Below are 23,362 nucleotides of genomic sequence, written 5' to 3' on the forward strand. Positions count from 1 at the left end.
ATGGTCATCATCATCGGACTCGGCAAAACCGGACTCTCCTGCGTGGACTACTTCCTCGGTCGTGGTGTCACGCCCCTGGTGATGGATACCCGCGCCAATCCCCCGGGCAAGGAGCAACTCCCCCCCGAGGTGGAGCTGATTCACGGGCTGGACGCCGATCTGCTCAAGCAGGCGCACATGATAGTGGCGAGCCCGGGTATCGCCCTGGCGACCCCCGAGCTGAAAGCCGCCGCCGAGTTCGGGGTGCGCATCGTCGGCGACATCGAGCTGTTCGTGCGCGAGACCCAGACCCCCGTCATCGCCATCACAGGCTCCAATGGCAAGAGCACGGTGACCACCCTGGTCGGCGAGATGATCGCCGAGGCGGGGCTCAAGGTAGGCGTGGGTGGCAACATAGGCACCCCGGCGTTGGAGTTGCTCAAGCAGCCCATGGATCTCTGCGTGCTGGAGCTCTCCAGCTTCCAGCTCGAGACCACCTGCAGCCTGCGTGCCGCTGCGTCCGTGGTGCTGAACCTCAGTGAAGATCACATGGATCGCTATCAGGGCATGGCGGATTACCGCGCCGCCAAGATGGCGATCCATCAGCACTCCCAGCACATCCTGGTCAACCGGGACGATCCCCAGACCCTGCCCGACGTAGGCCAGGTGTGGCAGAGCTTCGGGCTCGATTGCAACGGCTATGGCCGCTGCGAGCTGGCGGGTCGCCACTGGCTGACCCTGCACGGGGAGCCGCTGCTGGCGGTGGACGAGATGAAGATCGTCGGTGCCCACAATCAGGCCAACGCCCTGGCGGCCATGGCCCTGTGCGATGCGGTCGGCATTCCCCGGGAGCCGCAACTCGCCGTGCTGCGCCGTTTCGAAGGCCTGCCCCACCGTGCCCGCTTCGTGCGGGAGGTGAACGGGGTGCGCTGGATCAACGACTCCAAGGCCACCAACGTGGGGGCCACCCTGGCCGCCGTGGCCGGGGTGCGCGAGTCGGTCAAGGGCCGTTTGCTGCTGCTGGCCGGTGGTCAGGGCAAGGGCCAGGATTTCGGCCCTGTGCAGGCGTTGCTCGGCAGCCAGATCGATCACATGTACTGCTTCGGCCAGGATGCGGAGATCCTGCTCGCCCTCGGTGAGCAGACCGAGAAGGTCGCCTCCCTCGACGACGCCGTCGCCAAGGCCGCCGCCGATGCCAGACCCGGTGACTGGGTACTGCTGGCGCCGGCCTGCGCCAGCCTGGATCAATTCAAGTCCTTCGAGGCTCGCGGCGATCGCTTTACCGAACTGGTGATGATGCTATGAACGCCCTTCGCGTGGTCGCAGGCTTCTTGCAGCGCTGGTTGTTGCCGGCGCGTCCCGCCGGTCTCTACGACCGGCAGCTGGTGGTGCTGGCGCTGGCGCTGATGTCGGTGGGCCTGGTGATAGTGGCCTCGGCCTCCATTCCCGAAGGGATTGCCCTCGGCGATGACCCCTTCATGTTCGTCAAACGCCACGGCCTCTTCCTGGTGATGGCCCTCGGCATCTCCTGGTTCGTGCTGCAGGTGCCCATGGCGCGATGGCAGCAGTACAACGGCCCCATGCTGCTGCTCGCCATCCTGATGCTGGTCATGGTGTTGCTGGTGGGGCGCAGCGTCAACGGCTCGGTGCGCTGGTTGCCGCTCGGCCCCTTCAACCTGCAGCCGGCGGAGTTCGGCAAGCTGGCGCTGTTCGTCTATCTGGCGGGCTACCTGGTACGCCGCCAGAGCGAGGTGCGCGAGCGCTTCATCGGCTTCATGAAACCCATGGCGGTGCTGTTCGTGGTGGCCACCCTGCTGCTTGCCCAGCCCGACCTCGGCTCCGTGGTGGTGATGTTCGTCACCTCGCTCGGCATGCTGTTCCTGGCGGGGGCCCGCATGGTGCAGTTCATCGGTCTCATCCTGGTGGGGGTGAGCGCCGTGGTGACCCTGATCATCGCAGAGCCCTACCGGATGCGGCGGGTGACCTCTTTCCTCGACCCCTGGGCCGATCCCTTCGGCAGCGGCTATCAGCTGACCCAGTCCCTGATGGCGTTCGGCCGTGGCAGCTGGTTTGGCGAGGGGCTGGGCAACTCCATCCAGAAGATGGAATACCTGCCGGAGGCCCACACCGACTTCGTGTTCGCCATCCTGGGCGAGGAGCTGGGCTACGTGGGGGTGCTGGGTGCGCTCTTCCTCATCTTTGCGCTGGCGGTGAAGGCGCTCAAGCTCGGCCATCAGGCGCTGGTGGCGGAGCGGCTGTATGAAGGCTATCTGGCCATCGGCATCGGCATCTGGTTCAGTTTCCAGACCTTCGTCAACGTCGGCGCCGCCAGCGGCATGATGCCGACCAAGGGGCTGACCCTGCCGCTGGTCAGCTACGGCGGCTCCAGTCTCATCATCATGATGGTGGCGGTGAGCATGTTGATTCGTATCGATTTCGAGTTGCGCCAGGCCAGTGCCCAGGCGCGTGTGCGGGAGGTTTCGTGAGCAAGACGTTACTGGTGATGGCGGGTGGTACCGGGGGCCATGTGTTCCCCGGGCTGGCCGTGGCCGATCGCCTCAAGGCCCAGGGCTGGACCATTCACTGGCTCGGCACCGCCGACCGGATGGAGGCCGAGCTGGTGCCCGCCCACGGTTACCCCATCTCCTTCATCGACATCCAGGGAGTGCGTGGCAACGGCATCAAGCGGCTGCTGGTCGCCCCCTATCGCATCGTCAAATCCGTGTTGCAGGCGCGTCGCGTGCTGAAAAACATTCGCCCTGATGTGGTGCTCGGCATGGGGGGCTTCGCCTCAGGCCCGGGCGGCGTGGCGGCCTGGCTCGCCGGTATTCCCTTGCTGCTGCACGAGCAGAACGCGGCGGCTGGCATGACCAACAAGCTGCTGGCGCGCCTTGCCAAGCGGGTGCTGATGGCCTTCCCCGGCGCCTTTGCGCCCAGTGCCCGCACCGCAGTGGTGGGCAACCCGGTGCGTCCCGAAGTGGTGGCCCTGCCGGATCCCCAGCTGCGCAGCGGAGCCGAGCCGCTGCGGCTGCTGATCGTCGGCGGCAGCCTGGGTGCCCGGGTGCTCAACGAGCAGGTGCCGCCAGCGGTGGCCGCCGCCGGCGTGCCCATCGCGGTGCGCCATCAGTGTGGCAAGGGCAATCGGGATGCCGTGGCCGAAGCCTACGCCAAGCAGGGCGTCGAGGCCGAGGTGAGCGAGTTTATCAAGGACATGGCCGATGCCTACGCCTGGGCCGATCTGGTGGTGTGCCGCGCTGGGGCCCTGACGGTCTCCGAAGTGGCTGCCGCCGGTGTGGCCGCCATCTTCGTGCCGCTGCCCCATGCGGTGGACGATCACCAGACCCGCAACGCCCTGACCCTGGTCGACGGCGGGGCGGCCGAGTTCCTGCCCCAGTCCGAGCTGACCCCGGCCTCCTTGGCCGCGCGTCTCTCCTGGCTCGCCGGGCGCAGGGAGACACTGTTGAACATGGCCCAGGCCGCCCGTCGCGTGGCCATCATAGATGCCGCCGAGCGGGTTGCCGATGAGTGCAAGCGGCTCGCCAGCGGGCGGAGCGAGAAAGCATGTTGAGCAAGATTGCACAGGCCAGGCCGTGCAGTCTTGTCCCCGTATTTATTGATGCCGCCGAGCGCACACCGCTGATGGCAGACTTGAAGAGAGAGCTATGACCAAGGTTGAACTGGCAAAACTGCGTACCGTGATCCCCGAAATGCGCCGCGTGCGTCGCATCCATTTCATCGGCATAGGTGGCGCCGGTATGGGCGGGATCGCCGAGGTGCTTGCCAACGAGGGTTACCAGATTTCCGGCTCCGATCTGTCCCGCAATGCGGTGACCGAGCGGCTGGCGTCCCTCGGCGCCCATATCTTCGTGGGACACAGTGCCGAGCACGTGAACGAGGCGAGCGTGGTGGTGGTCTCCACCGCCATCAAGCAGGACAACCCCGAGTTGCTGGCCGCCCGCGAGCTGCGCATTCCCGTGGTGCGCCGTGCCGAGATGCTGGCCGAGCTGATGCGCTTCCGCCACGGGGTCGCCGTCGCCGGCACCCACGGCAAGACCACCACCACCAGCCTGGTGGCGAGCATCTATGCCGAAGCCGACCGGGATCCGACCTTCGTCATCGGCGGTCTGCTCAACAGCGCCGGCACCAATGCCCGCCTGGGCAGCAGTCGCTACCTGATCGCCGAGGCGGACGAGAGCGACGCCTCCTTCCTGCATCTGCAACCCATGGTCTCCATCGTGACCAACATCGAAGCAGATCACATGGACACCTATGGCGGCGACTTCTCCAGGCTCAAGGCCACCTTCATCGACTTCCTGCACAACCTGCCGTTCTACGGTCTGGCGGTGGTGTGCGTGGATGACCCCGTGATCCGCGGCATGCTGCCTGAGATCGCCCGTCCGACCCTGACCTACGGCCTTTCCGAGGATGCCGACGTGCAGGTGCTGGACTTCGTGCAGACCAGCAACCGCAGCCGCTTCCGGGTCCGTCGCAAGGATGCCGGCGAGCTGACCGTCACCCTGAATCTGCCGGGCATCCACAATGCGCTCAACGCCGCCGCCGCCATCGCGGTCGCGACCGAAGACGGCATTGGCGACGAGGCCATCATCCAGGCGCTCGCCAAGTTTGAAGGGGTGGGTCGCCGCTTCCAGCAATATGGCGAGTTCGAGACCGGGCGTGGCAAGGCCATGCTGGTGGATGACTACGGTCACCACCCGAGCGAGGTCAAGGTGACCATCAATGCCGCCCGCGCCGGCTGGCCCGAGAAACGCTTGGTCATGGTGTTCCAGCCGCACCGTTACAGCCGGACCCGGGATCTCTACGAAGATTTCGCCGACGTGCTCTCCAAGGTGGATGTGCTGGTGATGCTGGAGGTCTATGCCGCCGGTGAAGAGCCCATTCCCGGTGCCGATGGCCGTGCCCTGTGCCGCTCCATCCGCTCTCGCGGCACCCTGGAGCCCATCTTTGTCGCAACCCCTGACGATGTGCCGGCCGTGCTGGCCGACCTGATCGGCGAGGGGGATCTGGTGCTGACTCAGGGCGCCGGTAACGTCGGGGCACTGGCCCGCCGTCTCGGCGAGATGAAATTGAGCGTGGATAGCATGAAATCCGGTGCCTGAGGGCCCAATGAGTATTTTGACCGCCAAGCCGAGGCCTATATAATGGCGAACCGGTCTGCAAGTGGCCGGCATGGCGCGTTATACGGGGATAGATCGGGTGGAGGCAAGGGCACAAGGGCGCACCAAGGGGGGCTTCATCGCCGGGGTGGCATTTTTCATCCTGGTCATGTGGGGGCTCTACCAGACTGCGCTGGATGTTAAAGACTGGCTGACAGATGCCAGTCGGTTGCCCATGAGCGAGCTGTTGCTGCAGGGGCAACACGAATATTTGAAAGCCGATGAGTTGCGCGCCGCCGTGCTGGATGGCGCCGAGTTGCGCAACTTCTTCGAGCTGGACGTGAACGAATTGCAGGGGCGGTTGAACGCCCTGCCCTGGGTGGCCCAGGTCTCGGTACGCAAGAAGTGGCCGAACAAGATCAAGGTCTACCTCACCGAACAGGCGGTGGCGGCACGCTGGAACGGCAACCGCTTCGTCAACACCAAGGGTGAGGTGTTCAGTGCGCCGGACAGGGTGAAGAAACCCCTGATGCAGTTGTCCGGGCCCGATGATCAGGCCGCCAAGGTGCTGGAAGCCAGCCATCAGTACGAGACGCTGCTGGCGGCCAAGGGATACAAGTTGTTGGGGGTGAATCTGACCCCCCGCCATGCCTGGGAACTGACCCTGGATGGCAACATTCAGCTGTTCGTGGGGCGCTCGGATATCGCGCTTCGCCTGCAGCGGTTTATCGATGCCTTTCCGGTCATCGAACCCCGTGAGCGGGTTGCTTACGTGGATCTTCGATACGACACCGGGATGGCAGTTGGCTGGAAGAAAAGCGAAGAGAAAGTGAATGACCAACACCGCAGATAGAAATTTGATTGTCGGACTGGATATCGGCACGACCAAGGTGGCGGTACTGGTTGGCGAAGTATTGCCCGATGGCGAACTCAATGTCATCGGCATGGGCAGCCACGCTTCTCGCGGGATGGAGAAGGGCGGGGTCAATGACCTCGACTCCGTGGTCAAGTCCCTGCGCCGCGCGGTGGAAGAGGCCGAGATGATGGCTGACTGCCAGATAAGCTCCGTCTATCTGGGGCTGTCCGGCAAGCACATCGATTGCCGCAACGAGACCGGCATGGTGCCCATCTCCGATGAAGAGGTGACCCAGGAGGACGTGGACAACGTCATCCACACCGCCAAGTCGGTGCGACTGTCGGACGAACTGCGGGTGCTGCACGTGCTGCCCCAGGAGTTTGCCATCGACTATCAGGAAGGGATCAAGAATCCGGTCGGTCTCTCCGGTGTGCGGATGGCTGCCAAGGTGCACCTGATCACCTGCCACAACGACATGGCTCGCAACATCGAGAAATGTGTGGAGAAGGTCGGTCTGCGGGTGGATCAGCTGATCTTTTCGGCCCTGGCTTCCAGCTATGCCGTGCTGACCGAAGACGAGAAGGAGCTGGGTGTCTGCGTGGTGGACATTGGTGGCGGTACCATGGACATGTCGCTGTTTACCGGCGGTGCCCTGCGCCACACCAAGGTGATCCCCTACGCCGGCAGCACAGTGACCAGCGACATCGCCTACGCCTTCGGCACCCCGCCGCTGGACGCCGAAGCGATCAAGGTGCGCTACGGTTGCGCCCTCGGCCGCCTGGTCAGCAAGGAAGACAATATTGAAGTCCCCAGTGTCGGCGGTCGCCCGGCGCGCAGCCTGCAACGGCAGACACTGGCTGAAGTGATTGAACCCCGTTACACGGAATTGCTCTCCATGGTGAATGACGAGCTGGTACGGGTGCAGAGCGAATTGAAGGCACAGGGGGTCAAGCATCAGCTGGCGGCCGGTGTGGTATTGACCGGTGGCGCGGCCCAGATCGAAGGCATTGTGGAGTGCGCAGAGCAGATCTTCCAGAGCCAGGTCCGGGTGGGCGAACCCATGAACATTCGGGGATTGAGCGATTACGTGCAGGCACCTGTGTACTCGACCGCGGTCGGGCTGCTGCAGTACGGCCGTACCAATCAATCCACCGGCAGTAGCAAGGAATATGCCGCCAAGGCAAGCGTAGGTGGGCTGGTCAAACGGGTCAGCAACTGGTTGCGTGGCGAGTTCTAAAGATTTTGCTGAGTCAGGCAAATAAAGCGGAGAGACAACATGTTTGAATTTATGGATAGCCACACTGACGAAGCCGTCATCAAGGTGATAGGTGTGGGTGGCGGCGGCGGCAACGCAGTCGAGCACATGGTTCGTCAAAACATCGAGGGTGTTGAGTTCATTACCGTCAACACCGACGCCCAGGCACTGCGCAACTCCAGTGCCAACACGACTCTGCAGATCGGCGGTGGCATCACCAAGGGTCTGGGGGCCGGAGCCAATCCGGAAGTGGGCCGTGATGCCGCCATGGAAGACAGGGAAGCGCTGCGCGAGCTGCTGACCGGTTCAGACATGGTGTTCATCGCCGCCGGCATGGGCGGTGGTACAGGTACGGGTGCCGCACCTATCGTGGCCGAAGTGGCCCGCGAGATGGGTATCCTGACCGTCGCCGTCGTGACCAAGCCGTTCTCCTTCGAAGGGAAGAAGCGGATGGGCTTCGCCGCCCACGGTATCGAGGAGCTGTCCAAGAACGTCGACTCCCTGATCACCATCCCCAACGACAAGTTGCTGAAGGTGCTGGGTCGTGGCATCTCCCTGCTGGACGCCTTCAAGGCGGCCAACGATGTACTGCTGGGTGCGGTACAGGGCATTGCCGAGCTGATCACCCGTCCGGGCCTGATCAACGTCGACTTCGCGGACGTGCGTACCGTGATGCGTGAAATGGGTACTGCCATGATGGGGACCGGCTCCGCCTCCGGTGATGACCGTGCCGAAGAAGCGGCCGAGAAGGCCATCTCCAGCCCGCTGCTGGAAGACGTGGATCTGGCCGGTGCCCGTGGCATCCTGGTCAACATCACCGCCGGCATGGACATGACCATCGAAGAGTTCGAAACCGTGGGTAACGCGGTCAAGGCCTTCGCCTCCGAGAACGCCACCGTGGTGGTGGGTACCGTAATCGACCCGGAAATGCACGACGAACTGCGGGTGACCGTGGTGGCCACCGGTATCGGTGCCGAGCGCAAGCCCGACATCACGCTCGTAAAAAATAATATGGTACAAGAGCGTCCGGCCCGTCAGCCCCTGATCAGCGAAGCCCTGCAGTCTCGCGTGATGGAAGAGGCCCCGGCCAAGGTGGTGAACGCCGAGCCGCAGGCTCGTCGCGAACCGGATTATCTCGATATTCCTGCGTTCCTGCGCAAGCAAGCTGACTAAGCCTCGTATGGCCCTGGTTTGTTTGTTGCTTAAGGATTGTGCTAAGATGGCCCGGCAACGACCATCTGGTCAGGAATTTGAGCTGTTAAGCGGATACGCCCATGATTAGACAAAGAACCTTGAAAACGAGTGTCCAGGCCACCGGTGTGGGCCTGCATTCGGGCCGGAAAGTCACAATGACGTTCCGTCCGGCGCCTGTTAACACAGGGATCGTTTACTTGCGTACCGATCTGAATCCTGTGGTCGCGCTGCCAGCCAACGCCGATCAGGTGCGTGATACCGTGCTTTGTACCGCTCTGGTAAACGAAGCCGGTGTCCGCGTGTCAACCATCGAACACCTCTCTGCCGCCCTGGCCGGGATGGGGATCGACAACCTCTATGTCGAGGTCGACGCCCCCGAGATCCCGGTGATGGATGGCAGTGCGCACCCGTTCATCTACCTGCTGCAAGAAGTGGGTATACGTGAGCAGAATGCGCCCAAGCAGTTCGTGCGGATCAAGCAGAGCGTGCGGGTTGAAGACGGCGACAAGTGGGCGGAATTCCACCCCTATCGCAACGGCTTCAAGATGGATCTCGAGATCGATTTCCAGCATCCGGTATTTGAAGGCCGCAACCAGCGTTGCGTGCTGGACTTCTCCGGTGCCTCTTTCGTGAAAGAGATCAGCCGTGCCCGTACCTTCGGCTTCATGCGCGACATCGAGTACCTGCGTTCCCAGAACCTGGCCCTGGGCGGAAGCCTGGAAAACGCCGTGGTACTGGATGACTATCGGGTGCTGAACGAAGATGGTCTGCGTTACGAGGACGAGTTCGTCAAGCACAAGATGCTGGATGCCATCGGTGACCTCTATATGTGCAACCGCAGCATCATAGGTGAATTCCGTGCCTACAAGACGGGCCATGCCCTGAACAACAAACTGCTGCGTGCCTTGCTGGCCAAGCAGGAGGCCTGGGAGCTGGTGACCTTCGAGGCGGAGGGCGACAAAGCGCCCATCGCTTACTACGATAACGGTCTGGTTCTGGCCTGATAGCTGTGCAACAGGACGTCGGTCATCTCTCCGCACCGACGTCCTGTCATTTGTTTATTCCATCCTTTAATACCGATTATCTCCCGGTTTTATTGCCCGTGCTGGCTCCTGGCCTCACCTGACCGAGAAGACAGATTTCTATGAGCATTACCCTGATCCTCAACGGTAAGCAGCGCCGCAAGTTGCACTTACCCAAACAACGTCTGGCCTGGGTCGGCGGTATCCTCTTCACTGTATTGGCACTGAGTGGTGGTTGGCTCTGGCAGAGCTGGCACCAGAAAATGGAGGCGCTGGAAGTCGCGCTGGCCATGGCCGAACAGCAAAAATCCACGCAAGGGGCCGATGAAGCCCGTGAACAGCTTGCCATGCTGGCCGCCCAGGTGGGCACCATGCAGGGGCAGCTCGGTCGTCTCAATGCGCTCGGCGAGCGTCTGACCGAGAAGGCAGACCTCGATCCCGACGAATTCAATTTCAAGGAGCTGCCCCCCATGGGTGGCCCTTCCTATGACGAAGAGCTGGAAGTGAGCCTGGGCGAGCTGCAAGCCTCCATGAAACACCTCAGCCAGCAGCTCAGCAGCCGTGAAGAACAGCTGTCGGTACTTGAATCTTTCATCATGAATCACCATATCACCGATGCCGGTTTCATCTCGGGTTCACCGGTGAAGCAGGAGCGAGTCTGGATCTCCTCCGGGTTTGGTGGACGGGTAGACCCGTTCAACGGTCGCGCCAAGATGCACAAGGGTGTGGATTTTCGTGGCAAGCCCGGCACACCCATCCTGGCGACAGGCAAGGGGATCATCAGCTGGGCAGGCCGCCACCCGGAATTTGGCAACATGGTGGAGATAGACCATGGCAATGGTCTGGTGACCCGTTATGCCCACAACTCCAAGTTGTTGGTGGATGTGGGCACCCTGGTCGATGAGGGCCAGAAGATTGCCTTGATGGGGCGTACCGGTCGTGCGACCGGGGTCCATCTGCATTACGAAGTGTTGAAAGATGGTCGTCAGGTCAACCCCGCGCGCTTTCTGAATGCCAGACGGGGTTAGGTTTTTTCTTCAGGTTCCAGTGACGGAACGCTTATATAACCAAAACAGTTGGTACACATGATTAGCACACTGCTCACCAAGATTATCGGCAGCCGGAACGACAGAACGCTCAAGGCTTTGCGCAAAATTGTTAAACAGATCAATGCGATGGAGCCTCAGTTCGAGGCCTTGTCCGATGGCGAGCTGCAGGCGAAGACCGCCGAGTACCGTCAGCGCTTGGAGCAGGGTGAGACCCTGGAGCAGCTGTTGCCGGAAGCCTTCGCCACGGTGCGCGAGGCGTCCCGCCGGGTGTTCGGCATGCGTCACTTCGACGTGCAGCTGATCGGCGGCATGGTGCTGAACTCCAACCGCATCGCCGAGATGAAGACGGGTGAAGGCAAGACCCTCACCGCGACTCTGCCGGCCTATCTGAACGCGCTGACCGGTCGCGGTGTGCACGTGGTGACGGTGAACGACTATCTGGCCAAGCGTGATGCGGAGGCGAACCGCCCGCTGTTCACCTTCCTCGGCATGACGGTCGACTGCAACGTGCCCGGCATGGATGCGTCCCAGAAGCGCGACGCCTACGCCGCCGACATCACTTACGGTACCAACAACGAATTCGGTTTCGATTACCTGCGCGACAACATGGCGTTCTCGCCCGAGCAGCGCGTGCAGCGTCCGCTCAACTACGCGCTGGTGGATGAGGTGGATTCGGTGCTCATCGATGAAGCCCGTACCCCGCTCATCATCTCGGGTCCGGCGGAAGACAGCTCCGCCATGTACACCCAGATCAACAAGCTGATCCCGCTGCTGGTCAAACAGGACAAAGAAGACTCTGAAGAGTACACCGGCGATGGCCACTACACGGTGGACGAGAAGAACCGCCAGGCGCTGCTGACCGAAAACGGCCAGATCTTCGTGGAAGAGCTGCTCAAGAAAGAGGGGCTGCTGGCGGAAGAGGACTCCCTGTTCTCCGCCACCAACATCAGCCTGCTGCACCACGTCAACGCCGGTCTGCGTGCCCATACCCTGTTTGAACGCAACGTCGACTACATAGTCCAGAAGGACGAGATCGTCATCGTCGACGAGCACACCGGCCGTACCATGCCGGGTCGTCGCTGGTCCGACGGCCTGCATCAGGCGGTCGAGGCGAAGGAAGGGGTCAAGATCCAGAACGAGAACCAGACCCTGGCCTCCATCACCTTCCAGAACTACTTCCGTCTGTATGACAAGCTGGCGGGGATGACCGGGACTGCGGATACCGAAGCCTTTGAATTCCAGCAGATCTATGGCCTGGATACCGTGGTCATCCCGACCAACAAGCCGATGGTGCGCAAGGACATGGGCGATCTGGTCTATCTGACCGCCCAGGAAAAGTATGCCGCTATCGTCGAAGACATCCGCGGCTGCGTCGAGCGTGGTCAGCCGGTGCTGGTCGGTACCGTCTCTATCGAGAACTCCGAACTGCTGTCCGGCATCCTGACCAAGGAGAACATCCCGCACAAGGTGCTGAACGCCAAGTTCCACGCCATGGAAGCGGAAATCGTCGCCCAGGCCGGTCAGACCGGCGCAGTTACCATTGCCACCAACATGGCCGGTCGTGGTACCGACATAGTGCTGGGGGGCAACTGGCAGGCCGAGATCGCCGCGCTGGAGAACCCGACCAGCGAACAGATTGCCGAGCTGAAAGCGGCCTGGCAGGTGCGTCACGACGCCGTGCTGGCCGCCGGTGGCCTGCACATCATCGGCACCGAGCGTCACGAATCCCGCCGTATCGACAACCAGTTGCGCGGCCGTTCCGGTCGTCAGGGTGACCCGGGCTCCTCCCGTTTCTACCTCTCCATGGAAGATACCCTGATGCGGATCTTCGCCTCCGATCGCGTGACCGGCATGATGAAGAAGCTGGGGATGGAAGAGGGCGAGGCCATCGAGCACCCCTGGGTGACCAAGGCCATCGAGAACGCCCAGCGCAAGGTGGAGGGTCGCAACTTCGACATCCGCAAGAACCTGCTCGAATTCGATGACGTGGCGAACGACCAGCGCAAGGTGGTCTACGAGCAGCGCAACGAGCTGCTGGACACCAACGACATCTCCGACACCATCCACGTCATCCGTGACGACGTCTATGGCAGCGTGATCGACGAGTACATTCCGCCCCAGTCCCTGGAAGAGATGTGGGACGTGCCGGGTCTGGAAGCACGCCTGAAGTCCGATTTCGCGCTGGACCTGCCGCTGCAGCAGTGGCTGGCGGAAGACGACAAGCTGTATGAAGAGAAGCTGCGCGAGCGCATCCTGGAAGAAGCCACCAAGCTCTACGCCCACAAGGAAGAGCTGGTCGGCAAGGACGTATTGCGCAACTTCGAGAAGGCGGTGATGCTGCAGACCCTGGATGGCCTGTGGAAGGAGCATCTGGCGGCCATGGATCACCTGCGCCAGGGCATCCATCTGCGCGGCTACGCCCAGAAGAACCCCAAGCAGGAGTACAAGCGCGAGTCCTTCGATCTCTTCACCCAGATGCTGGAAACCCTCAAGCGCGACGTGGTCAGCATCCTGAGCCGGGTACAGGTCCAGGAGCGCGACGTGGAGGCGATGGAAGAGCAGCAGCGCCAGCAGGCGGAAGCGGCTCCCCGCACCTATACCCATGCCGCCGCCGAGAACCAGCTGGCCGACGAAGAGACCCAGGCCGACGCGGCGCCGGTGACCTTCGTGCGCGACGAGCAGAAGGTCGGTCGCAACGATCCCTGCCCCTGCGGATCCGGCAAGAAGTACAAGCATTGTCACGGTCAGTTGACCTGAGTGACCTAATGCCATGACAAGGCGGGCCCGGTGCCCGCCTTGTTTTTGTCGCATGGCGACGCAAAATCGGATGTCAGGCATCATCGGCAGCTCACCCAACCGGGGGTTGGGGTCATAGAGCGACCCGATCAGGCAGAGAGTGCAAAGGTAGCAAGATGGAACAGAAAAAGCGGATCTGGGTGGCGGTCGGCGTCATCGAGAATGAACGGGGCGATATCTTCATCGCCAAGCGCTCCTCCGATCGCCATCAGGGGGATCGCTGGGAGTTTCCTGGGGGCAAGGTGGAGTCGGGGGAAGACCTGCTCACCGCGCTCGACAGGGAGCTGTGGGAGGAGATAGGCATCCGGGTGCAGGATTGCGCCCCCTTCATGGAGCTGCACCACGACTACCCGGACAAGCAGGTGCTGCTGGATATCTGGAAGGTGACCCGCTTCCTGGGCGAGCCCTTTGGCAAGGAAGGGCAGGAGTGCCGCTGGGTGCCGCTGGCCGAGCTGCACAACTACCACTTCCCCGATGCCAATGGTCCCATAGTGACGCGGCTGCAGGCCGCGTTGGCGTGAGCCGATGGCAAGAGACAATGAAAAAGGGCCAATCGGCCCTTTTTCATTTTGCAGAGGCGAAACCGCCAGGGCCTATAGCCACTGGTCGCCCTCTTCCGGATCCGGCAGCAGATCCGGATTGATCTCCCCCGGGATCCGCTTCTCTTCATCGGCCCATTCGCCGAGATCGATCAGCTGGCAGCGCTTGCTGCAGAAGGGACGAAACGGGCTCTGGGGACCCCATTCCACTTCGCTCTGACAAGTCGGGCACTTGACCTTGGTGACCATCTGGATGCCTCCTTAGCAGCAGGCGAGCTGGAAAGGCACATCGCCAATCGGCTGTTCTGCGGTGGGCAGAAAACGCAGGGCGAAGCGGTTCTTGTGGCCGCTCAGGGTCGGGTAGCAGGGCTGGGATCCGGTCAGACGGATACGGATCAGCTCGGCCCCCTCGGCGGTATCCTGGAAGAAGCCGTTGGTGGCAACCTGATCGCTGAAGTGGCCAGATTCACGCCACAGCCGCAGCAGCAGGGAGATGGCGTTCATCAGCAGATTGATGTCGCTGAGCCATTGCTGCATCTGTTGATGGCGAGCCACCGCCGGCGTCACCAGCCAGTGGTGCAGTTGTGGCACATCGAAGGCGCACAGGCCACCGGGAATGGAGAAGCGCTGGCGGATGGAACCGAGCAGACGATCCTCTTTCAGACGGGCGCCGGGGCGAGGGGAGTTGAGCAGGTTGCGGGAAAGCTGGGTGCTCTCCTGCTGCATCCGCTGGATCTGCTCGAGGTCAACGTCCGGCAGGCTGGCCCAATGGCTAAGACGCTGGCCGAGACGCTCCAGATCCTTGATCAGATCGGCGCGCAGATCACCGCGCTCCAGCAACTCCTGCAAATCGAACAACCCCTTGAAGAAGGCGATGTGTGCCCAGGACTGGTCACTCTCCAGATTGTCGCGGATCTGGGAAAACAGGGACTCCAGACGAAGATAGGTCCGGCTTTTTTCGTTGAGGGGAAAATCGTAAATCATGCCTAATCCTGGCCAGCCATAAACCGGCCTAGTGTACTCACACTTGGGGGGCTTGTTGAGAGGCAAATGCCAGATATGTCTCGTGCAGCGCTAAAATTCGCTCCCGTATGGTCTCAGTCGTGCCACTCTGGTTGTCCAGTACGTCATCGGCCATTGCCAGACGCTCGCTGCGGCTCGCCTGGGATGCCAGTATGGCCTGAGCCTGCTCCCGGCTGACCCCGTCCCGGCGACAGGTTCGCTCGATCTGGGTCGCCTCATCCACGTCGATGACCAGCACCCTATCGGCCAGCTCGGTGAGCCGGTTTTCCACCAGCAAGGGAACCACCAGCAGGCAGTAGGGGGAGCTGGCTGCCGCGCACTGGCGCAGCATCTCGCTGCGGATGATCGGATGGAGCAGGGCGTTGAGCCAGGACTTGGCCGCCGGATCGCTGAAGATCCGCTCGCGCAGGGCTCGCCTGTCCAGCAGGCCCTGCCCGGTCAGCATCTCGGGGCCGAAGTGGTTGGTGATGGCGGCCAGGGCCGGGGTGCCGGGCGCCACCACGTCGCGGGCAATCAGGTCGGCATCGACCACCTCTATCCCCAGGGCCGCAAACTGGTTGGCGACGGTCGTCTTGCCGCTGCCTATACCGCCGGTGATGGCTACCACATACATAGATTTGTGATCCCCTTGCTAGAGAACGATGTCCAGATACCAGCGGGTGATGTTATCCCCCCACAGCAGCGCTATCCAGCCCGCGATGGCGAGGTAGGGGCCAAAGGGGATGGGTTTGCCCTGATGATGGTTGCGCAGCAGTATGAGCCCTATGCCGATGATGGCGCCGACCAGGGACGAGAGCAGCAACACTATGGGCAGTGCCTGCCAGCCCAGCCAGGCACCGAGCGCAGCCAGCAGCTTGAAGTCGCCATGGCCCATCCCCTCCTTGCCGGTCAGCAGCTTGAACCCCCAGTAGAGGCTCCAGAGCACCAGATAGCCCGCCATGGCACCGATCACCGCATCGGCCAGCGGCACAAAGCCGCCCGCCAGATTGAACAGCAGACCGCCCCATAGCAGCGGCAGGGTGAGCTGGTCCGGCAGCAGCATCTTGTCCAGATCGATGAAGGTGAGAGCCACCAGTACCCAGGTCAGCAAGAGCGCGGCCAGGGTGCCCCATCCCGGAGTCAGGGTCGCCGCGACGGCGACCGACAACAGGGCGGTCAGCAGCTCGACCAGGGGATAGCGAGCCGAGATGGGCGCCTTGCATTGTCGGCAGCGCCCCTTGAGCCAGAGCCAGCTCAGCAGAGGGATGTTCTCCAGCGCGCCTATGGGGTGATCGCAGTGCGGGCAGCGGGAGCGTGGCACCATCAGGTTGTAGGGTTCGGCGGGGGAGGCGGCCACTTCGCTGCCGAAGTAGTCACTGTATTCGGCCTGCCACTCCCGCTCCAGCATGATGGGCAGGCGATGGATCACCACGTTCAGAAAGCTGCCAACCATCAGGGAAAAGAGAAAAACCAGGGAGAGATAGAGCCAGGGCAGGCCCTGGGCCAGTTCGATCAGAGGCACCATAAATCAACCGCTTGCGTTGAGAATCAGGATGGCAGAGGACCAGAACGAGCCATGCCCGCTGGTCACTCTGCCGAAGGGGCTCAGTGTATCACAGAGCCCAGCTTGAAGATGGGGAGGTACATGGCGACGACCATGCCACCGACCAGCACCCCCAGCACCACCATGATGATGGGCTCGAGCAGGCTGGTGAGGCCATCGACCATGTCGTCCACCTCCTGCTCGAAGATGGCGGCGACCTTGGAGAGCATGTCATCGATGGCGCCGGACTCTTCACCTATCATCACCATCTGGATCACCATGTCGGGGAAGAGATCCACGGTGCGCATGGCGACGTTGATCTGCATGCCAGCCACGACCTCGTTGCGAATGGCCAGGGTAGCCGTGCGATAGACATAGTTGCCCGAGGCCCCTGCAGCGGAGACCAGGGCATCCACCAGGGGGATACCGGCGGAGAAGGTGGTGGAGAGGGTGCGGGCGAAACGGGCCATGGCCGCCTTGTGCAGTATGTTGCCAACGACCGGAATGGAGAGGATGAACTTGTCGGTGTTGTCACGTACCTTCTGGGAGCTGCGCCAGGCGCGCACATAGAGAAACACTGTCAGGGCTATGCCGCCAAAGATGGCGTACCACCAATCCTGCATGAAGCGGGAGATGGCTATGATGAATCGGGTGAAGGCGGGCAGCTCGGCACCAAAGCTCTTGAAGATCTCCTCGAACTGGGGAATGACGAACAGCAGCAGTATGGAGGTCACTATGATGGCGACCAGGATGACCATGGCGGGATAGAACATGGCCTTCTTGATCTTGGACTTGAGCGCCTCGCTCTTCTCGCGATAGATGGCAATCCGGTCGTAGATGGTTTCCAGCGCGCCTGACTGCTCCCCCGCTTCCACCAGGTCACAGTAGAGGGCATCGAAGTGGCGGGGGTGGCGGCGCAGCGCATCTGACAGTGGGGTGCCTGTCTCCACATCGGCGGCGATCTGGCCGATCAGTTCGCGCACCGCCGCCTTCTCATGGCCGCGGGCAATGATCTGCAGGCTCTGCACCAGCGGTACGCCGGCGGAGAGCATGGTGGTGATCTGACGGGAGATGACGGCGATGTCCATCGGCTTGATCCGGGCGCCGCCCTTGGAAAACATCCCCTGGCCCTGTTTGCTGACCCTGGTGACATTGACGCCCTGCTTGCGCAGCTCCGCCTTGACGGTCGTGATGCTGTCGGCCTGCAACTCGCCGGAAACCTTTTGTCCCTTGCGATTGACGCCGTGCCAGCGGAAGGAGAAGACCTTTTTTGGTGCGTTTCGTTTTTGAGCTAATGTTGCCATCACTGCATCCTGCAATTGGGCGACGGTGGCCGGATGAGGGCGTTGCCTGTCCGGCTCATCTTGGCTTGAAGAACATCATCAGGGTGACTGCATGGCTTCACCCGGCTTGATGACTGAAACACTTTCTATATCAGTTGGTCGTGATCCTGTTGATCTCGGCCAGGCTGGTGACCCCCAGGCGGGCCTTCTCCAGGCCGGAGGTGCGCAGCGTGCGCATGCCCTCCTTCTGGGCGATGGCGGCGATTTGCAGCGAGTTCGCTCCCTGCATGATCAGTTTGGCGATGTTGTCCGACATCAGCATGATTTCATAGATGCCGACCCGGCCCCTGTATCCTCCCGAGCACTCCTTGCAGCCGACCGGCTTGAACAGGCGCAGTCCGGCGGCCAGCTGCTGCTGGGTAAAGCCCAGCTCCTGCAATTCGGCATCGGGCACCACCTCAGGGGCCTTGCAGTGATCGCACAGCTTGCGGGCGAGACGCTGGGCCATGATCAGGGTCACCGAGGAGGCGATGTTGAAGGCGGGCACTCCCATGTTCATCATCCGGGTCAGGGTCTCGGCCGCCGAGTTGGTGTGCAGGGTCGACAGCACCAGGTGACCGGTCTGGGCGGCCTTGATGGCAATCTCGGCGGTTTCCAGATCCCGTATCTCTCCCACCATGACGATGTCGGGATCCTGGCGCAGGAAGGAGCGCAGGGCGCTGGCGAAGGTGAGCCCCGCCTTGGGATTGATCTGCACCTGGTTGACGCCGGGCAGGTTGATCTCCACCGGATCCTCGGCGGTGGAGATGTTGACCTCGCTGGTATTGAGGATGTTGAGACCGGTATAGAGCGACACCGTCTTGCCTGACCCCGTGGGCCCAGTGACCAGTATCATGCCCTGTGGCTTGGAGAGGGCATGCAGGTATTGCGTCTTCTGGCGGTCGTCGAAGCCGAGCTGATCGAGGTTGAGGCGGGCGGCCGACGAGTCCAGCAAGCGGATGACAATCTTCTCACCCCACATGGTGGGCAGGGTATTGACCCGCATGTCCATGGATCTGTTGCGGGAGATCTTCAGCTTGATCCGTCCATCCTGGGGCAGGCGTCGCTCGGCGATATCGAGCCTCGCCATCACCTTGAGACGGGCCGCAAAACGGTTCGCCAGATTGACCGGCGGGGTGGCAATTTCGTGCAGTATGCCGTCGATCCGGAAGCGGATCCTGTACTTGGTCTCATAGGGTTCGAAATGCAGGTCGGATGCGCCACGCTTGATGGCATCCATCATGATTTTATGGATGTATTTGACGATGGGGGCATCGTCGTCTGCGGTATTGACGCTCTCGTCGAGGCGCGAACCTTCATCGGAAACTTCGAGCTCCGAGATCTCGGCCTCATCGATGTGATCCATGCCCAGGGTGTCCTGCTCGGTGTCCATCAGCTTGCCGAGGGCGGCGGTGAGCTTGCTCTCCTCAACCAGCAAGGCTTCCGTGTGCAGGCCGAAGCTGAAGCCGAAATCCTCCAGGGCCGACACATTGGTCGGGTCCGACATGGCGATATAGAGGGTGTGGCCCTGGGTGTAGATGGGCAGCACATGGTGCTTCTCAATAAGCTTTTGATTGAGGTACTTCTGCGGGATTTCGGCCAGGTCGAAGGCGGCAAGATCCAGCAGAGGTACCCCATATTCCAGCTCGCAGAAATCGGCGAGCGCTTTGCTGTCGAGTATGTCGTTTTCAATCAGAAAGGTGACAAAGGGCTTGCGCTGCGCCCTGGCCTGGCTCAGATAACGCTGTGAGTCCGGCTCACTGAGGAGGGAAGAGGCGGCCAGGCTGGTCGCCAGGCCGCTATTGAGGCTAGAGGTCATGCGTTAGCATTTGCCATCTGTTTTACAAGAGCCTGAAATATTCCAGAGCACTTGTCCATTGGGAGTAACTGCGCCGGAGGTGACAAGCTGATAGGTCGAACTATCCAATGCCGCTGTCGCTGTACCTGTAACGGTAATTGTGCCACTGGCATTGGAAACAGTTGCACTGGAAAAGTTCTCTGTTACTGCGCTCGCACCGGAGAGCGCATTTTGACCTGCGGTCGCACAACTGGTCCCTATAGAAGCTGATGGGCCAGTCCATCCTTGCACACAAACCTCGACGGCCGTTTTGGCCGGCCCTACGGCTGCAATAACCTCCGAGAATTTGGCGCGCTTGGTGTAGCTCTGATAAGCCGGCAAGGCGATGGCGGCCAGAATGGCGACGATCGCAACGACTATCATCAATTCGATTAGCGTAAACCCTGACTGTTTTTTCATGTCAAATTTCCTTTTTTCCATGGTTCCTGAAAAGTGCCGGTGGAAATCTATCCACACTCCAGCATCTTATCCGAGCGCTTCGGGTTGGCAACAGAGGCTGGGCCCTTGTTAACCACTTTTCTGTCATTTAGTGAAAATGATAGCAAAATCAAGGATTAATTGGTTTCCAATGACGCTTATCAAGGTTGGGGAGGGCCCATCTTCACACTCCTTATGTCGTGGGATCCTGCATATAGAAAAGGCGCCGATGGCGCCTTTTGCAAGTTTCGAGCCCTGTAATATTTTGGGGCTGGGTGGACTCGTTTTGCTCGCTCAGCTTTCGATGAAGCGCATCGAGAGGTCCAGCGCCCGTACGTGCTTGGTCAGGGCGCCCACCGAGATAAAGTCGACGCCGGTGGCTGCATAGTCGGCCAGCGTCTCCAGGGTGACGTTGCCGGAGACCTCCAGCCTGGCGCGGCCCTGATTCACAGCAACGGCTTCTTTCATCATGGGCACGTCGAAGTTGTCCAGCATCACTATGTCGGCCCGGGCGCTCAGCGCCTGCTCCAGCTCGGCCAGGGACTCCACCTCCACTTCCACCGGTTTGCCCGGGTTGAGGCGGCGCGCCTCGGTGATGGCTTCCCGGATGCCACCGCAGGCGAGGATGTGATTCTCCTTGATGAGGTAGGCATCAAACAGACCGATACGGTGGTTTTTGCCGCCGCCGCAGGTGACGGCATACTTCTGGGCACTGCGCAGGCCGGGCAGGGTCTTGCGGGTATCGAGCAGGCGGCAGTCAGTGCCTTCCAATTCGGCCACGTAACGGGCGGTCAGGGTGGCGACCCCGGAGAGGGTCTGCACGAAGTTCAGGGCATTGCGCTCGCCGGTCAGCAGCACCCGGGCCGGGCCATGGAGACGGAACAGCTCCTGATTGGGGGAGAGGCACTCGCCATCCTGCACCTTCCACTCCACCTTGACCTCGCCGCCGAGCTGGGCAAACACCTCGTCGACCCAGGGCTGACCGCAGAATACGCCGGCCTCGCGGGTGATGACGCGTGCCGTCGAGATGCGATCCGCCGGGATCAACTGGGCTGTGATATCGGCGCTGGCATCCGGTTGATCCAGTGCGGTGAGGGCATCGCCCAAGTCTTCGAGTAGTGCGGCGCGCACGGCGCGGCTGATGTCCTGTTGTAACATGCCTTATTCCTGCAAGGGTCTGAGAAGCAACTGCCTGTCTTTCTGACGTAATTCCAGCCGGCCCAGGGCATTCATGCCCACCAGGATCTCCTCCCCGTCGGCAGCCGGATTGATAAAGACGGACAAATCGTACAGGGTCAGTGGGCCCATCGCCAGGCTTTCGATCCGGCCTGTCTCGACCTGGATCTGACCCGCCGCCGTATTGACCCGGCTGCGACCGGTGGCGACGAGACCGAGGCGTGATGCCACCTGGCTCGGTATGGTCACCCGGGTGGCTCCCGTGTCCAGCAGCAGTTGCACCGGCTGGTCGTTGATGGCACCCTCCAGACGATAGTGACCACTGGCATCGGCCTTGAGCAGCAGCTCGCCGCTGGCGGTCACGCTGGGTTTGGCGCTGGAGTAGAAGTAAAGGGTGAGCAGACCCAGCAGTGAGAGCCAGGCCAGCAGCCAGAGACGGCGTGCCATCGGGTGCATATGGGGTCCAGTGCCTTGCAAGTGATGGCTCAGCCTAACACAGCTTTACCCATGGATTCAGAGGCTTGTTTCCGGTTTCTTGCGGTGGCTAGCACTGTCCATGGTGTCCCTCTCCCCATTGTTGAGTCGAGTAGACGATGACACAACCGACAACCATTTTTTCCATCGATCGCGCAGGCTGGTGTGAACAGGCCCGCAGGGTGCCTTCGCCCCATCACAATGAACGGATCGGCCCGGACGACATCTCCCTGCTGGTGATACACGGCATCAGTCTGCCGCCGGGAGAATTTGGTGGCCCCTGGATCGACGATCTGTTTCTCGGTCGCCTCGATCCCGATGCTCACCCTTACTTTGCCGGCATTCATCAGCTGCGGGTCTCCGCCCACTGCCTGATCCGCCGCGATGGCGAACTGGTGCAGTATGTGCCGTTCACTGCGCGAGCCTGGCATGCGGGAGTATCGAGCTGGGAGGGGCGGGAGGCGTGCAACGACTTCTCCATCGGCATCGAGCTGGAAGGAACCGACGAGCAGCCGTACAGCGATGCACAGTATGAGGTGCTGGCAGGCCTCAGTCGGGCCATTTCCGGTCAGTATCCCGAGGTGACGGCATCACGCATCGTCGGCCATTGCGATATAGCGCCGGGTCGCAAGACGGATCCTGGTGCCAGTTTCGAATGGCTGCGCTATCGTGGAATGCTCAACTTTGAGTAAAAAATCCAAACATTAGTTTGTATTTTTAAAATCAATGGCTTGCCTTTTTGGTGAGCCATTTTTCATGCTGTTGGCCAAATGTTATCTGTGAGCAGGCTCATAAATATTGGTCAGACCATTTTCTATGAGCCATATCATGATTTCGCTTTTTTACCCCTAAAGTGGCAAGCTTCGTTCTTGATGCAGATCATATTTTGGGTGGACTTTTTCCAAGCCCTCTGCTAATTTTCGCCCCAATCATAGAATTGGTAATACCAATTTAACAAAGTAGCCTCATGCCCTATATCAAGATAACTCAGCCCAAGCTGGCCGACGCCATCGTCGCCGAGCTGGAAAGCATGATTCTGGAAGGCAGCTTGCAGCCGGGGCAGAAGCTGCCCCCCGAGCGGGAACTTGCCATCCAGTTTCAGGTGTCGCGGCCTTCCCTGCGCGAAGCCATCCAGCGCCTGGAAGCGAGGGGACTCTTGTATCGCCGTCAGGGCGGCGGCACCTATGTGCAGAATGCCTTGAGCAAGGGGATCGCCGATCCCCTGTTCGAACTGCTCAGTACCCACCCGGAAGCCCAGTATGACCTGCTGGAGTTTCGTCACGCGCTGGAAGGCATCTGTGCCTACTATGCCGCGCTGCGGGGGACTGAGGCCGACTTCGAGCGGATCCGCCTGGCGCAGTCCGCCATCGAAGAGGCGGGTCAGCAGGGGTCGCTGGTGGTCGAATCGACCGCCGTCACCCAGTTCTATCTGGCGGTGGCGGAGGCGTCCCACAACGTGGTGCTGCTGCACCTGCTGCGGGCCATGGGCCCCATGCTCGAACAGAACATTTTACGAAATAACGAGATTTTGAATCGCCGTCCGGGAGTGGTAGCCAAGATCCGTCGCCATCGTGCGAGCCTGATCGAGGCTATCCTGTCGGGGGCTCCGGAGCGGGCCAGGGCTGCTTGTCATGAGCACCTGGCCTTTATCGAGGACACCTTGTTGGATATGCAGAGGGAAGACAGCCGGATCCAGCGATCCATGCGTCGGATCCGTCAGCAGGAAAACTAATCCCACAAGGCTTTATTGTCGAATTCTTGCGCAT

The 23,362-nt window shown here is 61.3% G+C and carries 22 protein-coding genes; 13 read left to right on the forward strand and 9 right to left on the reverse strand.

Translation table 11 applies throughout. The annotated features are described in order from the left end of the window. The 11 genes from murD (at position 1) to mutT (ending at position 13,786) form a co-directional block, all read left to right on the forward strand. Positions 1 to 1,284 (forward strand): UDP-N-acetylmuramoyl-L-alanine--D-glutamate ligase, encoded by a 1,284-nt coding sequence (gene murD / locus AC1IN8_RS12370; protein ID WP_139438994.1) that lies wholly within the window; start codon positions 1 to 3, stop codon positions 1,282 to 1,284. Then, positions 1,281 to 2,465: a cell division protein FtsW gene (gene ftsW / locus AC1IN8_RS12375; RefSeq protein WP_205642582.1), complete on the forward strand. Its 1,185-nt coding sequence runs from the start codon at positions 1,281 to 1,283 to the stop codon at positions 2,463 to 2,465. Before murD ends, ftsW begins: the two co-directional genes overlap by 4 nt. Beyond that, entirely contained in the window at positions 2,462 to 3,547 is a 1,086-nt protein-coding gene (gene murG, locus AC1IN8_RS12380) for an undecaprenyldiphospho-muramoylpentapeptide beta-N-acetylglucosaminyltransferase (protein WP_202047344.1), read from the forward strand. Before ftsW ends, murG begins: the two co-directional genes overlap by 4 nt. A gap of 94 nt (positions 3,548 to 3,641) precedes the next feature. Beyond that, positions 3,642 to 5,096: a UDP-N-acetylmuramate--L-alanine ligase gene (gene murC, locus AC1IN8_RS12385; RefSeq protein WP_041204901.1), complete on the forward strand. Its 1,455-nt coding sequence runs from the start codon at positions 3,642 to 3,644 to the stop codon at positions 5,094 to 5,096. A 97-nt stretch (positions 5,097 to 5,193) separates the two neighbouring features. Then, the gene (locus AC1IN8_RS12390) at positions 5,194 to 5,946 is read left to right on the forward strand and encodes a cell division protein FtsQ/DivIB (RefSeq protein WP_025328455.1); all 753 of its coding nucleotides are present in this window, start codon (positions 5,194 to 5,196) and stop codon (positions 5,944 to 5,946) included. Beyond that, positions 5,927 to 7,186 carry a cell division protein FtsA gene (ftsA, locus tag AC1IN8_RS12395; protein ID WP_025328454.1) on the forward strand — a complete coding sequence of 420 codons (1,260 nt, stop codon included), beginning with the start codon at positions 5,927 to 5,929 and terminating at the stop codon, positions 7,184 to 7,186. The genes AC1IN8_RS12390 and ftsA overlap by 20 nt, the downstream gene beginning before the upstream one ends. A 39-nt stretch (positions 7,187 to 7,225) precedes the next feature. Continuing rightward, positions 7,226 to 8,377 carry a cell division protein FtsZ gene (ftsZ, locus tag AC1IN8_RS12400; RefSeq protein WP_005305686.1) on the forward strand — a complete coding sequence of 384 codons (1,152 nt, stop codon included), beginning with the start codon at positions 7,226 to 7,228 and terminating at the stop codon, positions 8,375 to 8,377. Between the two features lie 101 nt (positions 8,378 to 8,478). Next, positions 8,479 to 9,402 carry a UDP-3-O-acyl-N-acetylglucosamine deacetylase gene (gene lpxC / locus AC1IN8_RS12405; RefSeq protein WP_042649033.1) on the forward strand — a complete coding sequence of 308 codons (924 nt, stop codon included), beginning with the start codon at positions 8,479 to 8,481 and terminating at the stop codon, positions 9,400 to 9,402. A 140-nt stretch (positions 9,403 to 9,542) separates the two neighbouring features. Then, positions 9,543 to 10,448 (forward strand): M23 family metallopeptidase, encoded by a 906-nt coding sequence (locus AC1IN8_RS12410; RefSeq protein WP_042649032.1) that lies wholly within the window; start codon positions 9,543 to 9,545, stop codon positions 10,446 to 10,448. A 57-nt stretch (positions 10,449 to 10,505) separates the two neighbouring features. After that, on the forward strand, positions 10,506 to 13,226 hold the full coding sequence (secA, locus tag AC1IN8_RS12415; protein ID WP_139438998.1) for a preprotein translocase subunit SecA: 2,721 nt from the start codon (positions 10,506 to 10,508) through the stop codon (positions 13,224 to 13,226). Positions 13,227 to 13,381: 155 nt separating this feature from the next. Further along, entirely contained in the window at positions 13,382 to 13,786 is a 405-nt protein-coding gene (gene mutT / locus AC1IN8_RS12420) for an 8-oxo-dGTP diphosphatase MutT (RefSeq protein ID WP_247625411.1), read from the forward strand. Positions 13,787 to 13,858: 72 nt separating this feature from the next. On the opposite strand, the gene yacG is transcribed toward mutT, so the two are convergent. The 9 genes from yacG to AC1IN8_RS12465 form a co-directional block, all read right to left on the reverse strand. Further along, positions 13,859 to 14,053, reverse strand: a complete 195-nt coding sequence (yacG, locus tag AC1IN8_RS12425) for a DNA gyrase inhibitor YacG (RefSeq protein WP_042053535.1) — start codon at positions 14,051 to 14,053, stop codon at positions 13,859 to 13,861. Between the two features lie 12 nt (positions 14,054 to 14,065). Next, positions 14,066 to 14,788: a cell division protein ZapD gene (gene zapD / locus AC1IN8_RS12430; protein WP_162519286.1), complete on the reverse strand. Its 723-nt coding sequence runs from the start codon at positions 14,786 to 14,788 to the stop codon at positions 14,066 to 14,068. Positions 14,789 to 14,825: 37 nt separating this feature from the next. Beyond that, positions 14,826 to 15,440, reverse strand: a complete 615-nt coding sequence (gene coaE, locus AC1IN8_RS12435; protein WP_247625413.1) for a dephospho-CoA kinase — start codon at positions 15,438 to 15,440, stop codon at positions 14,826 to 14,828. A gap of 18 nt (positions 15,441 to 15,458) precedes the next feature. Then, a complete protein-coding gene (locus tag AC1IN8_RS12440) occupies positions 15,459 to 16,331 on the reverse strand; it encodes a prepilin peptidase (RefSeq protein ID WP_479758956.1) in 873 nt (290 codons plus the stop codon). 80 nt (positions 16,332 to 16,411) lie between these two features. Then, positions 16,412 to 17,653: a type II secretion system F family protein gene (locus tag AC1IN8_RS12445; protein WP_247625415.1), complete on the reverse strand. Its 1,242-nt coding sequence runs from the start codon at positions 17,651 to 17,653 to the stop codon at positions 16,412 to 16,414. A gap of 130 nt (positions 17,654 to 17,783) precedes the next feature. Next, positions 17,784 to 19,490, reverse strand: coding sequence for a PilB family type IVa pilus assembly ATPase TapB (tapB, locus tag AC1IN8_RS12450; protein WP_139439009.1), 1,707 nt, complete (start codon positions 19,488 to 19,490; stop codon positions 17,784 to 17,786). 3 nt (positions 19,491 to 19,493) lie between these two features. Continuing rightward, the gene (locus AC1IN8_RS12455; RefSeq protein WP_322740536.1) at positions 19,494 to 19,928 is read right to left on the reverse strand and encodes a pilin; all 435 of its coding nucleotides are present in this window, start codon (positions 19,926 to 19,928) and stop codon (positions 19,494 to 19,496) included. Positions 19,929 to 20,240: 312 nt separating this feature from the next. Beyond that, complete coding sequence (gene nadC, locus AC1IN8_RS12460) at positions 20,241 to 21,104, reverse strand: carboxylating nicotinate-nucleotide diphosphorylase (RefSeq protein ID WP_479758957.1); 864 nt, start codon at positions 21,102 to 21,104, stop codon at positions 20,241 to 20,243. Between the two features lie 3 nt (positions 21,105 to 21,107). After that, entirely contained in the window at positions 21,108 to 21,578 is a 471-nt protein-coding gene (locus AC1IN8_RS12465; RefSeq protein ID WP_139439015.1) for a retropepsin-like aspartic protease family protein, read from the reverse strand. Between the two features lie 137 nt (positions 21,579 to 21,715). Between AC1IN8_RS12465 and ampD the strand changes: the two genes are divergently transcribed. Both ampD and pdhR read left to right on the forward strand, forming a co-directional pair. Beyond that, positions 21,716 to 22,288 (forward strand): 1,6-anhydro-N-acetylmuramyl-L-alanine amidase AmpD, encoded by a 573-nt coding sequence (gene ampD / locus AC1IN8_RS12470; RefSeq protein ID WP_479758958.1) that lies wholly within the window; start codon positions 21,716 to 21,718, stop codon positions 22,286 to 22,288. A gap of 275 nt (positions 22,289 to 22,563) precedes the next feature. Then, on the forward strand, positions 22,564 to 23,328 hold the full coding sequence (gene pdhR / locus AC1IN8_RS12475) for a pyruvate dehydrogenase complex transcriptional repressor PdhR (protein ID WP_005329211.1): 765 nt from the start codon (positions 22,564 to 22,566) through the stop codon (positions 23,326 to 23,328). The last annotated feature ends 34 nt before the right edge of the window (positions 23,329 to 23,362 follow it).

Source organism: Aeromonas sp. 130281 (genome assembly GCF_056642115.1).